Source organism: Streptomyces malaysiensis subsp. malaysiensis (assembly GCF_040653035.1).
Lineage (GTDB): Bacteria > Actinomycetota > Actinomycetes > Streptomycetales > Streptomycetaceae > Streptomyces > Streptomyces malaysiensis.
The window spans coordinates 1-15,465 of the sequence record NZ_JBEZNG010000062.1 but is presented as its reverse complement, the minus strand read 5'-3'; the positions used below and the strand labels follow the sequence as shown (position 1 = coordinate 15,465).

2 protein-coding genes are annotated in these 15,465 nt (G+C 71.9%); both read left to right on the top strand.

Features of this window, described 5'->3' with window-relative positions; genetic code table 11:
* The coding region (locus tag AB0E24_RS45605; protein ID WP_435865402.1) for an SDR family NAD(P)-dependent oxidoreductase at window positions 1-10,323 on the top strand (10,323 nt) is incomplete at its 5' end.
* A 16-nt stretch (window positions 10,324-10,339) separates the two neighbouring features.
* The gene (locus tag AB0E24_RS45600) at window positions 10,340-15,436 is read left to right on the top strand and encodes a type I polyketide synthase (RefSeq protein ID WP_359385902.1); all 5,097 of its coding nucleotides are present in this window, start codon (window positions 10,340-10,342) and stop codon (window positions 15,434-15,436) included.
* Window positions 15,437-15,465: the final 29 nt, after the last annotated feature.

Genomic DNA, 15,465 nt, shown 5'->3' with positions numbered 1-15,465 from the left:
TGGGCGGTGATGGTGTCGTTGGCGGCGGTGTGGGCGGGGTATGGGGTGCGTCCTGTGGCGGTGGTGGGTCATAGCCAGGGTGAGATCGCGGCGGCCGTTGTTGCGGGGGCGCTGTCTTTGGAGGACGGGGCGAAGGTGGTGGCCCTGCGCAGCAAAGCACTGCGGCGGTTGGCCGGGGGCGGGGCGATGGCTTCCCTCGGCGTCGGCCAGGAGCGGGCGGGCCAACTGCTGTCGGGTCTGGAAGATCAGGCTGCTGGTGTAGGTGTCGCGGCTGTCAATGGGCCCTCTTCGACGGTGGTTTCGGGTCCGCCGGAGCAGGTGGCTACTGTGGTGGCCGCATGCCAGTCGGCGGGGGAGCGGGCGCGGCTGATCGAGGTGGATTATGCCTCGCACGGACCTCAGGTGGACGAAATCCGCAGTGAGTTGATGCGGGTGCTGGAGGGTATCCGTCCGCTCGATACATCCGGTTCGGACACGGCCTTCTATTCCACCGTGACCGGTGGTCGTGCCGTCACCACGGACCTGGACACCGGCTACTGGGTGACCAATCTCCGTGAGCAGGTGCGGTTCACCGATGCCGTAGAGGCGCTGCTGGTGGACGGGCATCGGGTGTTCATCGAGGCCAGCACCCATCCCGTACTGATCCTCGGCTTGCAGGAGACCTTCGACGAGGCCGATATCCCGGCCGTCACCGTGCCCACCCTGCGGCGCGATCACGGTGGCCAGGACCAGTTGCTTCACTCGCTCGCCCAGGCGTTCACCGCCGGGGTCGATGTCGACTGGTCGGCCGCGTTCCCGGCCGACCCCACCCCTCGTACCGTCGACCTGCCCACGTACGCTTTCCAGCGCCAGCGCTACTGGGCCACTGCCACCGGCGGGGTCGGCGATGTGGGTGCCGCGGGGCTTCAGCGGGTGGAACACCCGTTGTTGCGGGCGGCGGTGGGCCTTGCCGGTGGCGGGCTGGTGCTGACCGGACGGGTGTCGGCCACCGGCGGCGACGGCTGGCTCGGTGACCATGTGGTCGCCGGAGCGTCGCTGGTGCCGGGTGCGGCGTTGGTGGAGTGGGCGTTGCGGGCGGCCGATGAGGCGGGCTGCGGCGGCGTCGAGGAGCTGGCGTTGCAAGTGCCGTTGGTGCTACCGGAGTCCGGCGGGCTGCGGGTGCAGATCGTGGTGGGCGAGGCTGCCGAGGACGGGCGGCGCGATGTACGGGTGTACTCCCGGCCCGACCGCGATGCTGAGCCCGGCGCGGACCCGGACTGGGTGTCCCATGCGGAGGGCGTCCTGAGCCCGTCGAGCCCGTCGAGCCCGTCGACCGCGCCGAGCGCGGCCGAGGGACTGGCGGGAGTCTGGCCTCCCGAGGGCGCGAAGCCGATGGATGTCGAGGGGTTCTACGAGCGTGCCGTGGCTGCGGGCTATGCGTATGGGCCATCGTTCCAGGGCGTGCGCGCAGTGTGGCGGGACGGTGCGGATCTGCTGGCCGAGGTGGCGCTGCCCGAGGCGGCCGGGGACGCGGACGGGTTCGGCATCCATCCGGCACTGCTCGACGCAGCTCTGCACCCCATGCTGCTCGCCGCCGAGACCGAATCAGCCGACGACGAGGGCATGAGGCTGCCGTTCGCCTGGAACGGCGTGTCTTTGTGGGCCACGGAGGCGACCACGGTCCGAGTCCGGCTCTCGCCCCGCCACCCCTCTCCCGATCAGGACGGTGCGGTGGGGGAGCGCGGGCTGGGGGTGGTTGTGACCGATGCCATGGGCGCCCCGGTGCTGACGGTCGACTCCCTGACGATGCGCCCTGCCGACCCTGGTCAGCTGCGGTCCGGGAACGGACGTGGCGCCGATGGGCTGTTCACACTGGACTGGATTCCGATGCCCGGTCTGCTGGACGTGGACGCGTCCGACGCCATGGGCTGGGTCGTACTGGGCGAGGACTCCCTGCATCTGGCCGAGGAGCCCGGACTCGGCGGCGGGGGAGTGGTGTGCCACCCGGATCTCGAAGCGCTGGTCGCAGCGCTCGACGATGGCGCGCCACCTCCCGCCTTCGCCGTGACCTATCTGCCCGCCGACGGTGATCCGGCGGAGGCCGGAGCCGTGGCGCGGGCGGCTGATGGCTTGGCTGCCGTCGGCGAAGCCCTGGAATTGGTGCGGGGGTGGTTGGCCGAGCCGCGGCTGGCCGACGCCCGGTTGGTGGTGGTGACACGCGGTGCGGTGTCCATCGACGGCCCTCACGGCGAGGATTCCGGCGACGGCGCGCTGAATGTGGCCGCAGCGGGGCTGTGGGGCCTGCTGCGGAGCGCGCAGGCGGAGCACCCGGACCGGTTCGTCCTCCTCGACCTTCACCAAGCCACCGATTCGGCCGCAGGCGAAGTGGCGGACGCCGTGGTCCGTGCCGTACGGGCGGATGAGCCGCAGGTGGCGCTGCGTACCGGGCGGCCGATGGTGCCCCGGCTGATGCGCGCGCGTGACACCGGTGGCGCCGACGAGGCGGAGTCAGAAGGGTTGACGCCTGCTGGGCTCGACCCGGATGGCACGGTGCTGATCACCGGTGGCACGGGTCTGCTGGGCGGTCTGGTGGCCGAGCATCTGGTGCGTACGTGGCACGTCAAGCATCTGGTTCTGGTCAGCCGTCGCGGCCCGGACGCGCCCGGCGCACCGGAGTTGGCAGAACGGCTGAGTGACCTCGGCGCGGGGGTGAGGATCGCCGCGGTGGACGTCACGGACGCCGACGCGGTGGCCGATGTGGTGGCGGGGATCGACTCGGCGCATCAGCTGACCGGTGTCATCCATGCGGCGGGGCTGTTGGATGACGCGATGGTCACCTCGCAGACTCGGGAACAGGTGGCGCGGGTGTGGGCGGCGAAGGCCACGGCGGCCGCCCATCTGCACACCGCCACCGCGGATCTTCCGCTCCGTATGTTTGTGATGTTCTCCTCGGCCGCCGGAGTCGTGGGCAACGCGGGCCAGGCCGGATACGCGGCGGCGAACGCGTTTGTCGATGCGCTGGTCGCCCACCGGCGGGAGCTGGGGCTGCCCGGACTTTCGCTGGCATGGGGGCTGTGGGCGCAGGCCAGCGAGATGACCGGGCATATGGGCCGGGCGGACCTCACACGACTGCGCGGGATGAAGCCGTTGTCGTCCGAGCGCGGACTGGCCCTGCTGGACGCCGCACGCCGGTTCGCGCACCCGCTGATGGTGGCCGTGGACCTCGATCCGGCCGGGGCGGCTGGCGTGGATCTTCCTGTGGTGTTGCGGGGGTTGGTGGGTGGTCGTGTCAGGCGCCGGGCTGCTGAGGGTGGTCTGTTGGGTTCGGGGTTGGTTGGGCGGTTGGTGGGGTTGGACGCTGCCGCTCGGTTGGGTGTGGTGGTTGATGTGGTGCGGGGTGGTGTGGCGGTGGTGTTGGGGTTTGGTTCGTTGAGTGAGGTGCGGGTGGACGTGGCGTTCAAGGAGTTGGGTTTTGATTCCTTGACGGCGGTGGAGTTGCGTAATCGGTTGTCGGTGGTGACGGGGTTGCGGTTGCCGGCGACGTTGGTGTTCGACTATCCGACGCCTCTCGCGTTGGCGGAGTATTTGTGCACCCGGCTGACCGGCGAGACAGCCGTTTCCCGTGCTCCTCTCGCGGTGCGGGCCGATGCGGACGATCCCGTGGCGATCGTCGGCATGACCTGCCGCTTCCCGGGAGGTGCGAACTCCCCAGAGGCGCTGTGGGACCTGGTCGCCTCGGGGAAGGACGTGATGGGGGCGTTTCCGACCGGCCGGGGCTGGGATCTGGACGGTCTGTTCCATCCGGACCCCGACCACCCGGGCACCAGCTATGCCAACGAGGGTGCCTTCCTCTACGACGCGGATGCGTTCGACGCGGCGTTTTTCGGGATCAATCCGCGGGAGGCGCTGGCGACCGATCCGCAGCAGCGGTTGCTGTTGGAGGCGTCGTGGGAGGTGCTGGAGCGGGCGGGGATCGATCCGGTGTCGTTGAAGGGCAGCTCGACCGGGGTCTATGCGGGTGTGATGTACCACGACTACGCGGCCGGGCTGAACAGCGGTGATGCGCGGCTCGAAGGCTATGCGATGCTCGCGGGTTCGGGCAGTGTGGTTTCGGGTCGGGTGGCGTACACGCTGGGCTTTGAAGGTCCTGCGGTGACGGTGGATACGGCGTGTTCGTCGTCGTTGGTGGCGATGCATCTGGCGGCGCAGGCGTTGCGGCAGGGGGAGTGCACGCTGGCGTTGGCCGGTGGGGTGACGGTGATGGCCACGCCGGATGTGTTCACGGGTTTTTCCCGTCAGCGTGGTCTGGCCCCCGATGGCCGCTGCAAGCCTTTCGCCGCGGCTGCTGATGGGACGGGCTGGGGCGAGGGTGTGGGCGTTCTGCTGCTGGAGCGGCTGTCGGACGCTCAGCGCAACGGCCATGATGTCCTGGCGGTGATCCGTGGTTCGGCTGTCAACCAGGATGGTGCGTCGAACGGGTTGACGGCGCCGAACGGTCCGTCGCAGCAGCGGGTGATCCGTCAGGCGTTGGCGAGCGCCGGTCTTTCGGCCGCGGATGTCGATGCGGTGGAGGCGCATGGCACGGGTACGACGTTGGGTGATCCGATCGAGGCGCAGGCGCTGCTGGCCACGTACGGGCAGGAACGCCTCTCCGAACAGCCGCTGCTGCTCGGCTCGATCAAGTCCAACATCGGGCATACGCAGGCGGCGGCGGGTGTCGCTGGTGTGATCAAGATGGTGCAGGCGATGCGCCATGGATTGCTGCCCGCTTCCCTGCACATCGATGAGCCGAGCCCGCATGTGGATTGGGCGAGTGGTGCGGTGCGGCTGTTGACCGAGGCGGTGGAGTGGCCGGAGGGCGAGCGGCCGCGTCGGGCCGGTGTGTCCTCGTTCGGCGCCTCCGGCACCAACGCCCATGTGGTCCTCGAACAGGCTCCCTCTTCGCCTGCCGAAGATACGCCGACGGTCTCCTCCGACGTGGGCACGGTTTCGTGGGTGCTCTCGGCTCGGAGCGCGGAGGCGCTGCGCGGCCAGGCAGCGGCGTTGGCTGAACGGGTGGGTGACGCGTCCGAGCTTTCGCCGGTGGATGTGGGGTGGTCGTTGGTCAGCACACGGTCGGTGTTCGAGCATCGGGCGGTGGCGTTGGGCGATGACCCGGCTGAGCTGATGGCCGCCGTAGAGGCGTTGGCGGAGGGTGTGTCGCATCCGGGCGTGGTGCGGTCCGGTATGGTGGCGCTGACCGGGGGCCCGGGTCCGGTGCTGGTCTTCCCCGGCCAGGGTTCGCAGTGGGCCGGTATGGGTGCCGAGCTGCTGGAAGTGTCGCCGGTGTTCGCGGCCCAGGTGGCGGAGTGCGAGCGGGCGCTTTCGCCCTATGTGGACTGGTCGCTCACGGATGTGCTTCGGGGCGCGGAGGGCGCGGCCGATCTGGGGCGGGTGGATGTGGTCCAGCCCGTCCTGTGGGCGGTGATGGTGTCGCTGGCGGCGGTGTGGGCCGGACACGGCGTACGTCCTGCGGCGGTGGTGGGCCATAGCCAGGGTGAGATCGCGGCGGCCGTTGTCGCGGGGGCCTTGTCTCTGGAGGACGGCGCCAAGGTCGTGGCGCTGCGGAGTAAGGCGTTGCGGCGGTTGGCCGGTGGTGGGGCGATGGCCTCCCTCGGCGTCGGCCAGGAACGGGCGAGCCAACTGCTCTCCGACCTGGGAGATCAGGCCGCTGGAGTGGGCGTCGCGGCTGTCAACGGGCCTTCCTCGACGGTGGTTTCGGGTCCGCCGGAGCAGGTGGCCGCTGTCGTAGCCGCATGCCAGGAGGTGGGGGAGCGAGCGCGGCCGATCGAGGTTGACTATGCCTCGCACGGGCCTCAAGTCGAAGAAATCCGCGATGAGTTGACGCGGGTGCTGGAGGGGATCCGCCCACTCGACACGTCCGGTTCGGGCACGGCGTTCTACTCGACCGTGACCGGTGGTCGTGCCGTCACCACGGACCTGGACACCGGCTACTGGGTGACCAATCTCCGTGAGCGGGTGCGGTTCACCGATGCCGTTGAGGCGTTGCTGGCGGACGGCCACCGAGTGTTCATCGAGGCCAGCACCCATCCCGTACTGACCCTCGGCTTGCAGGAGACCTTCGACGAAGCCGATATCCCGGCCGTCACCGTGCCCACCCTGCGCCGCGACCACGGTGGCCAGGCGCAGTTGCTCCACTCGCTCGCCCAGGCGTTCACCGCCGGGGTCGACGTCGACTGGACCACCCTGTATCCGAGCTCCCCGGCACCCCGCATGGTCGCCCTGCCCACCTACGCGTTCCAGCGTGAGCGCTACTGGCTCGACGGCCACGGCGGACGGGTCGGCGATCCGGCCGACCTCGGGCTGGTCTCCGCCGGACATCCGCTGCTGGGCGCCGCCGTGGAACTCGCCGATGGCCGTGGCCATGTGTTGACGGGCCGGATTTCGGCGCGTACGCATGCGTGGCTCGCCGAGCATGTGGTGGCGGACGCGGTGCTGGTCCCGGGGGCGGCGCTGGCCGAGTGGATGCTGCGGGCGGCCGACGAGGTCGGCTGTGGTGGTGTGGAGGAGCTGGCGCTTCAAGTGCCGTTGGTGCTCCCGGAGTCGGGCGGGCTGCGGGTGCAGGTCGTCGTGGGCGAGGCTGCTGAGGACGGGCGGCGCGATGTGCGGGTGTACTCCCGGCCCGCCGGTGAGGGAGCGTCCGCCACCGGATGGGTGTGCCATGCGGAGGGTGTGCTGAGCCCGCCCTCGGACCGTTCCGACGATGCGTCGGGTCTGGGCGGGGCGTGGCCTCCGGCCGGTGCGGTATCGCTCGGCGTCGAGGGGTTCTACGACCGGGTCGCCGCCTCGGGGTATGCGTACGGGCCGTCGTTCCAGGGGCTGCGAGCGGTGTGGCGCGACGGGGCGGATGTGTACGCGGAGGTGGTCCTGCCCGAGGCCGCCGGGGAGCAGGCCGGATTCGGCATCCACCCGGCGCTGCTGGACGCCGCGCTGCATCCCGCACTCCTCATCGACCAACTCGATACGGATGGCACCGAGACCATCGGTACCGAACCCACCGATGGCCGCGTGTGGCTGCCCTTCGCCTGGAACGGCGTGACGTTGTGGGCGGCCGGGGCGACCACGGTCCGGGTGCGGCTCTCTCCCCACCAGGAGAACGCCGATAGCGAGCGCGCACTGCGGCTGACGGTGGCCGACGCCGTCGGTGCTCCGGTGCTGACCGTCGACTCCGTGGCGATGCGGCCGGCGAGCGTCGATCAGCTGCGGGCGGCGGTGGCTCCGGGCAGCCACGCCACCGACAGTCTGTTCACCGTCGAGTGGACACCCCTGCCGCTCGCGGCCGGTACCGGAGAGGTGGCGGCCGGGCCCGGGGGAGTGGCGGCCGGGCCCGGGGGAGTGGCGGCCGAAGCCGGAGGAGTGGCGGCCGGGGCCGGAAAGGCGGCCCCCTGGGACGATGGCTGGGCGGTCCTGGGCGTCGGCGGCCACCCGGATCCGGCCGCGTTGGTCGCGGCACTCGGTGACGACGAGCCCGTACCGCTCGTCGTTCTTGCCGATATGACCGAGCCGACCAGGCCCATCGGTGAGGGCGCCGAGGAAGCGTCGGCCGAGGCGCTGTCGGCGACGGAACGGGCGCTGGCGTTGGTGCGGGGCTGGCTCGCCGAACCGCGGTTGGCGGAAGCACGGTTGGTGCTGGTCACACGGGGCGCGGTCACGGTCGACGGCCCCGAGAGCACCACCCGGGTGGACCTGGCCGCAGCCGCCGTGTGGGGCTTCGTACGCAGCGCACAGTCGGAGAACCCCGGCCGGTTCGTCCTCCTCGACAGCGACAGCGACATCGACAGCGACGACGACTTCGACGCAGACGCAGACACCGACGCCAACCTCCGCCCAAACGCCACCCTGCGCATCGCCGCGGCAAGCGCCATGGAGACGGACGAGCCCCAGTTGGCCCTGCGGGCCGGACGGGCGCTGGTGCCCCGCCTGGTCCATGCCGGTACCGGGGGCGCGGGGCTCGTAGGCCCCGTGGCGCAGCCGGACGCGTGGCGGCTGGACACGGCGGGCACGGCGACCCTGGAGAACGTCGTACCAGTGCCCTGCCCCGAGGTTCTGGAGCCCCTGGGCGCGGGCCAGGTGCGCGTCGCCGTACGCGCCGCCGGTGTCAACTTCCGTGATGTGCTGGTCGGTTTGGGCATGGTGCCAGGGCAGACCGGACTCGGCGGTGAGGGCGCCGGAGTGGTGGTGGACATCGGCCCCGAGGTGACCCATGTGTCCGTGGGCGACCGGGTCATGGGCGTCCTCGACCAGTCGTTCGGGCCGCTGGCGGTCACCGACGCGCGACTGCTGGCACCGATCCCGGACGGCTGGAGTTTCCGGCGGGCGGCGGCCGTACCGGTGGCCTGTCTGACCGCCTGGTACGGACTGACGGACCTCGCCGGGCTCCAAGCGGGGGAACGGGTGCTGATCCATGCGGCGACCGGTGGTGTGGGGACGGCTGCGGTGCGGATCGCGCGTCACTTGGGTGCGGAGGTCTATGCGACGGCGAGCCCTGGCAAGCATGGGGTGCTGGAGGCGATGGGTGTCGATGCGGCGCACCGGGCTTCTTCGCGTGATCTGGCCTTCGAGGAGGCGATCCGGGAGGCGACCGGTGGCCGTGGTGTGGACGTGGTGCTCAACAGCCTCGCCGGGCCCTTCGTCGACGCGTCGCTGCGTCTGCTGCGCGAGGGCGGCCGTCTGCTGGAGATGGGCAAGACCGATGTCCGCACCCCGGAGCTGGTCGCGGCCGAGCACCCCGGGGTGACTTACCGGGTCTACGACCTGATCACCGATGCCGGTCCGGACCGTATCGGTGAAATGCTGTGCGAGTTGGGTGAGTTGTTCGCCTCCGGTGCGTTGGAGCCGCCTTCGGTGCGGGCGTGGCCGTTGAGCCGGGCGCGGGAGGCGTTGCGGTATCTGAGCCAGGCCAAGCACACCGGGAAGCTGGTGCTGGACGTCCCCGCTCCGGTGGACCCGGACGGCACCGTGCTCATCACCGGTGGCACCGGAACGCTCGGCGGGCATGTCGCCGAGCACCTCGTCCGTCACTGGAACATCCGCCACCTGCTGCTGGTGAGCCGCGGCGGCATGGACGCGCCCGGGGCCGAGGAACTGGTGGCCCGCCTGGGTGAGCTGGGCGCCGAGGCGCGGATCGCCGCGGTGGACGTGACCGACGCCGCCGCGGTGTACGACCTCGTCGCGGGCGTCGATCCGGCGCACCCCCTCACCGGTGTCGTGCACGCGGCGGGTGTGCTGGACGACGCGATGGTCACCTCACAGACCCCGGGGCGACTGGCGCGGGTGTGGGGGCCCAAGGCCATGGCCGCGGCCCATCTCCACGCCGCCACCGCGCATCTGCGGCTCGGCATGTTTGTGATGTTCTCCTCGGCGGCGGGGGTGATGGGCAGCCCGGGGCAGGCCAACTACGCTGCGGCCAACGCCTATTGTGACGCGCTGGCCATCCACCGCCAGGCCATGGGCCTCCCGGCGGTCTCGGTGGCCTGGGGGCTGTGGGCCGATGCCAGCGGGATGACCGGGCATTTGGACGAGGCGGACCTGACCAGGATGTCCCGGTCCGGTATCGCCGCCATGTCCGGTGAGCGGGCGCTGGGGCTGATGGACGCGGCCTGCTGGCATGGTGACCCGCGGCCCGCTGCCGTCCAGCTCGACCTCCGGGCCCTGTCCGCTCAGCCCGCGGACACCCTGCCCGCCCTGCTGCGCACGCTCCTCGACAGCGGTACGACCACACGTCGTACCGCCGCCACCGGGGCGCCCGCCGCAGGTCTGGTGGCCCAGCTCACGGCGGTGCCCGCGGAGGAACAGCACCGGATCCTGCTCACGCTGGTGCGCACGCAGGCCGCGGCGGTGCTGGGCCACACCGACGCCGGGGCGGTGTCCGCCGACACCCCCTTCAAGGACCTGGGTTTCGACTCGCTGACCGGCGTCGAACTGCGCAACCGGCTCGCCGCCGCCACCGGGCTGCGGCTGCCCGCCACCGTCGTCTTCAGGCACCCCACCCCCTCGGCCATCGCCGCCGAACTGCGCGAGAAGCTGTGCCCCGCGCGGCCGGACACCCCGGCGCCCGGCTTCGGCGAGCTGGAGGAACTCGAAACGGCGGTGGCACGGCTCGCTCCCCACGACGAGGCCCGCGGCCGGCTGGCGAAGCGCCTGGAGGCGCTGCTGTGGCGGCTCGGCGACGACGCACCGGCCGAGGCCACCGGCGAGGACCACGCCACCGCGGACGGGGGCGGCCTCGACTCCGCGTCGGACGACGAGTTGTTCGAGTTCATCGACAGGGAACTGCCCTCTTGATCGCGAGTGAGGACTGATGTCGGGTACGGAAGAGAAACTCCGCCAGTATCTGAAGCGGGTCACGGTGGATCTCGGGCAGGCCCGTCAGCGGCTGCGCGAGATGGAGGAGCGCTCCCAGGAGCCAGTGGCCATCGTGAGCATGGCCTGCCGCTATCCCGGTGGTGTCGGCTGCCCCGAGGAGTTGTGGGAGCTGGTGGCGTCCGGTGGCGACGGCATCACCGCGTTCCCCACCGATCGCGGCTGGGATCTGGACGGCCTCTACCATCCGGACCCCGACCACCCCGGCACCAGCTACGTCCGGCACGGCGGATTCCTGGGCGGTACGGACCGCACGGACGGCACCGACCGTTTCGACGCGGAGTTCTTCGGGATCAGCCCGCGCGAGGCCCTGGCGATGGATCCACAGCAGCGGCTGCTGCTGGAGGTGTCCTGGGAGCTGTTCGAGCGCGCGGGTGTCGATCCGATGACGATGAAGGGCAGTCGGACCGGGGTGTACGCGGGCGTGTCCAGCCAGGACTATCTGTCCAGGATGCCCCGGGTCCCCGAGGGCTTCGAAGGCTATGCCACGACCGGCAGCCTCACCAGTGTGGTCTCCGGACGGGTGGCGTACACCTTCGGCCTGGAAGGCCCGGCGGTGACGGTGGACACGGCGTGTTCGTCGTCGCTGGTGGCGATGCATCTGGCGGCGCAGGCGCTGCGGCAGGGCGAATGCGATCTGGCGCTCGCCGGCGGAGTCACCGCGCTCACCACACCGACCGCCTTCGCCGAGTTCTCCCGGCAGCGCGGGCTGGCCCCGGACGGCCGCTGCAAGTCCTTCGCGGCGGGCGCGGACGGCACGGGCTTCTCCGAGGGCGTCGGCCTGGTCCTGCTGGAGCGGCTCTCCGACGCGCGGCGCAACGGACATCGGGTGCTGGCCCTGATCCGGGGCTCGGCCATCAACCAGGACGGCGCCAGCAACGGACTGACCGCGCCCAACGACGTATCGCAGGAACGGGTGATCCGCCAGGCGCTGGCCGGCGCACGCCTCGCCCCCGACCAGGTCGACGCGGTGGAGGCCCATGGCACCGGAACCTTCCTCGGCGACCCCATCGAGGCACACGCCCTGCTGGCCACCTACGGACAGGACCGGCCCGGTGAACGGCCCCTGTGGCTGGGCTCGCTCAAGTCCAACATCGGCCATGCCCAGGCGGCCGCCGGTGTGGCCGGTGTGATCAAGATGGTGATGGCGCTCCGGCACGAGATGCTGCCGGTCACCCTGCACATCGATGAGCCGACCCCGCATGTGGAGTGGGAGGGTGGCGGGGTGCGGCTGCTGACCGAGCCGGTGGCGTGGCCGACGGGCGAGCGCCCCCGCAGGGCCGGGGTGTCCTCCTTCGGGATCAGCGGCACCAACGCCCATCTGATCCTGGAACAGGCCCCCGAGCCCAGCTCCCCGGCCGCATCGGAGGAGGCGGTGCCGGAGGAGCCAGCCGCCGCCACGCCCGAGGAGTCGGGGACGGCGGTGGTGCCCTGGGTGCTGTCCGCCCGTGGCGACCAGGCCCTGCGGGGGCAGGCGGCCGCGCTCGTCCGGCGGATGGCCGACGAACCGGGGCCGTCCATCGCCGATGTGAGCTGGTCGCTGGCCACCACCCGGTCGGTGTTCGACCACCGGGCCGTGGCCGTGGGCGAGACCCGTGCGGAACTGGTGGCGGCCGTGGAGGCGCTGGCCACCGGCGGAACGCACCCGGGCCTGGTCCACTCCGGTGGCGCCGTGGTGGCCGGGGAGCTCGGCCCGGTGCTGGTGTTCCCCGGCCAGGGCTCACAGTGGCCGGGCATGGGCGCCGAACTGCTCAGCACCTCGGCCGTGTTCGCGGCTCGCGTGGCGGAGTGCGAACGGGCGCTGGCACCGTACGTCGACTGGTCGCTCACCGATGTGCTGCGAGGTGCCGACGGGGCGGCCGACCTGGGCCGGGTCGATGTGGTGCAGCCCGTCCTGTGGGCCGTGATGGTGTCGCTCGCCGCGGTGTGGGCGGGTCACGGCGTACGTCCCGCGGCGGTGATCGGGCACAGCCAGGGCGAGATCGCGGCGGCCGTGGTGGCCGGGGCCCTGTCGCTGGAGGACGGCGCCAAGGTCGTGGCGCTGCGCAGCAAGGCGCTGCGGCGGCTCGCCGGTGGCGGGGCGATGGCCTCCCTGGGGGTGAGCCGGGAGCGGGCCCGTAACCTGCTGGCCGGGCTGGGTGACCGGGCGGCAGCCGTTGGCGTGGCGGCCGTCAACGGCCCTTCGTCCACGGTGATTTCGGGGCCGCCCGAGCAGGTGGCGCACGCCGTGGCGGCGTGTCGGGAGGCGGGCGACCGGGCCCGGCCGATCGAGGTGGACTACGCCTCGCACAGCCCCCAGGTGGACGAGATCGCCGACGAGCTGGCGCAGGCTCTGGCGGGTGTCCGGCCGGTCGCGTCCACGGTGGCGTTCTACTCCACGGTCACCGCCGGCCGGATCGACACCACCGGGCTGGACACCGGTTACTGGGTGACCAACCTCCGTGAGCCGGTGCGGTTCGCCGACACCGTTCAGGCGCTGCTGGCCGACGGCCACCGCGTGTTCATCGAGAGCAGCACCCACCCCGTGCTGACCGTGGGAATGCAGGAGAGCTTCGAGGAAGCCGGGACCGAGGCGGTCACCGTACCCACGCTCCGCCGCGACCACGGCGGCCGGGAGCGGCTGCTCCAGTCCCTCGCGCTGGCCTTCACGGCGGGTGTCGCGGTCGACTGGACCACGCTCCACCCCACCGGCCCGGCCGCCCCGCGCACCGTCGAACTGCCCACCTACGCCTTCCAGCGCGAGCGGTACTGGCTGGCCGACTTGGTGTCCTTCGACACCGCGTCCCCGGCGGACGAGGAGGAGTCCCGGTTCTGGGCCGCGGTGGAGGGCGAGGACCTGAGCGCGCTCTCCGAGACGCTGAGCCTCCCGGACGGCACCGGCCACCGGACCTCGCTGGGCACCGTACTGCCCGCGCTCTCCACATGGCGTCGCGGGCGGCGTCAGCGCTCCGCCGTGGACTCCTGGCGCCACCGCGTCGAGTGGCAGCCCGTCCCCGACACCGCCCCCACCACCGCGGGCTCCTGGCTCGTGGTCCACCCGAAGAGTGCCTCCGACGGCTGGACGGACGCCTGCGTACGGGCGCTGGGCGCGGACGGCGGCCAGGTGCGCCTGCTGGAAATGGACGGGGACACCGACCGGGAGGGCCTCGCCGCGCTGCTGCGCTCCCGGTACGCCGAGGAGACACCACCGACCGGCGTACTGTCGCTGCTGGCCCTGGACGAGGACACACCACCTCTCCCCGGTGTGGCCCCCGGCCTCACCGGCACGCTCATCCTGCTCCAGGGGCTGGTGGACGCGGCCGTCCCCGCGCCACTGTGGTGCGCCACCCACGGCGCGGTCTCCATCGACGACTCCGACCCCCTGGACGCTCCCCACCAGGCCCAGCTGTGGGGGCTCGGCAGGGTGGCCGCCCTGGAACACCCCGACCGTTGGGGCGGGTTGGTGGACCTGCCCGCGAGCCCGGACAGCCTGGACGCGCGTCGGCTGTGTGCCCTGCTCACCGGGGCCTGTGGCGAGGACGAGGCGGCGCTGCGCCCGGCGGGTGCGTATGGACGTCGGCTGATTCCCGCCCCGATCGGCGGCCGCGCCCCGCGGCGCACCTGGAAACCCCGGGGCACCGTGCTCATCACCGGAGCCGCCGACGGACCCGCCGCCCATGTCGCCCGCCGCCTTGCCGCCGACGGCGCGGCACACATCGTGATGCTGGGCCCCGGAGGTGGCGACGCGCCCGCCGCCGTGGAGCTGAAGGCCGAACTCGACGCGCTCGGCACCGGACTCACCGTGGCGGACCACGCGCCCGCCGACCGGGAAGCCACCGCACACCTCCTCGAGCGGGTGGCGCAGGCGAGCGGACGGATCGGGACGATCGTCCACACCGCGGCCTCCGGTGAGCTGGCCCCGCTGATGGAACTCACCCCGCGGCGGCTGGCCGAGGAGATCCGCGCCCATCTGGACGACACCGGGCGGCCATTGGACGAACTGTGCGACATGGGTCCCGAGGACACCGTGGTCTACTTCTCCACCGTCGCCGCGTCCTGGGGCAGCAAGGACCATGGCTCCTACGCGGCCGCCACCGCCTGCCTCGACGCACTGGCGCGGCGCGACCGGGCCGAGGGCCGGCCCACCATCTCGATCGCGTGGGGCCTATGGGACCTGCCGTACGGCGGAGACACAACGGATGTGCCGTACGGGGGTGACACTCCAGACGCGCCGTACGGTGGTGACACCCCGGACACCCCGGACGTCGCAGAAACCCCGTCGGCCCCGCACACCGATCGGTCCCGGCGGCAGGGCCTGTCCCCGCTGGACCCACGGCTGGCGCTCACCGCACTGCGCCAGGCGCTCGACCACGACGATCCGAGCGTCACGATCGCCGATGTGCGATGGGAGCGCTTCGCGCCGCTGTTCACCCTCGCCCGCCCCAGCAGGCTCTTCGACGGTGTCCCGGCCGCCCGCCAGGCCATCGAGACCGCGCGGGGCCCCGTGGAGGACACCGTCGGCGACGAGGCGTCGGCGCTACGGCGGGAGCTGGGCGCCTTGCCGGAGGATGAGCGGGTCGAGCGGCTGCTGGCGCTGGTACGGGCCCATGTGGCCGCCGTACTGCATTACCCGGCGCCGGAGTCGGTCGAGCCGGACCGCCCGTTCAAGGAGCTGGGGTTCGACTCCATCGCGGCCGTCGAACTCAGGAACCGGCTGCGCGCCGCCACGGGGCTGAGCCTCCCGACCACGGTGGTCTTCGACTATCCGACACCTCGGACGATGGCGGGCCATTTGCTGACCGAGGTGGACCCGGGGGAGGCCGGGGCGGCAGCACATCCGGTGTCCGGACACCTCGACGAGCTCGAGGCCGCACTGGCCGGGCTGTCGGCCGGCGACCCGCGGCGGGCCGGTCTGGTGAACCGGTTGCAGGCCCTGGTGTGGAAGTACGCCGCCACCGCCCGGGAGTCCGATGAGCCGGAGGCGGATGAGCAGGATCTGACGGCGGCCACCGCCGATGAGGTGTTCGACCTCATCGACCGCGAACTCGGCGTCTGACCGGTGGTCGCGGGCTCACCGCCCGCGAC

What these genes read in the sequence shown, in the direction of transcription:
- AB0E24_RS45600 (WP_359385902.1), top strand. Translation starts at nt 10,340, where the DNA reads ATGTCGGGTACGGAAGAGAAACTCCGCCAGTATCTGAAGCGGGTCACG.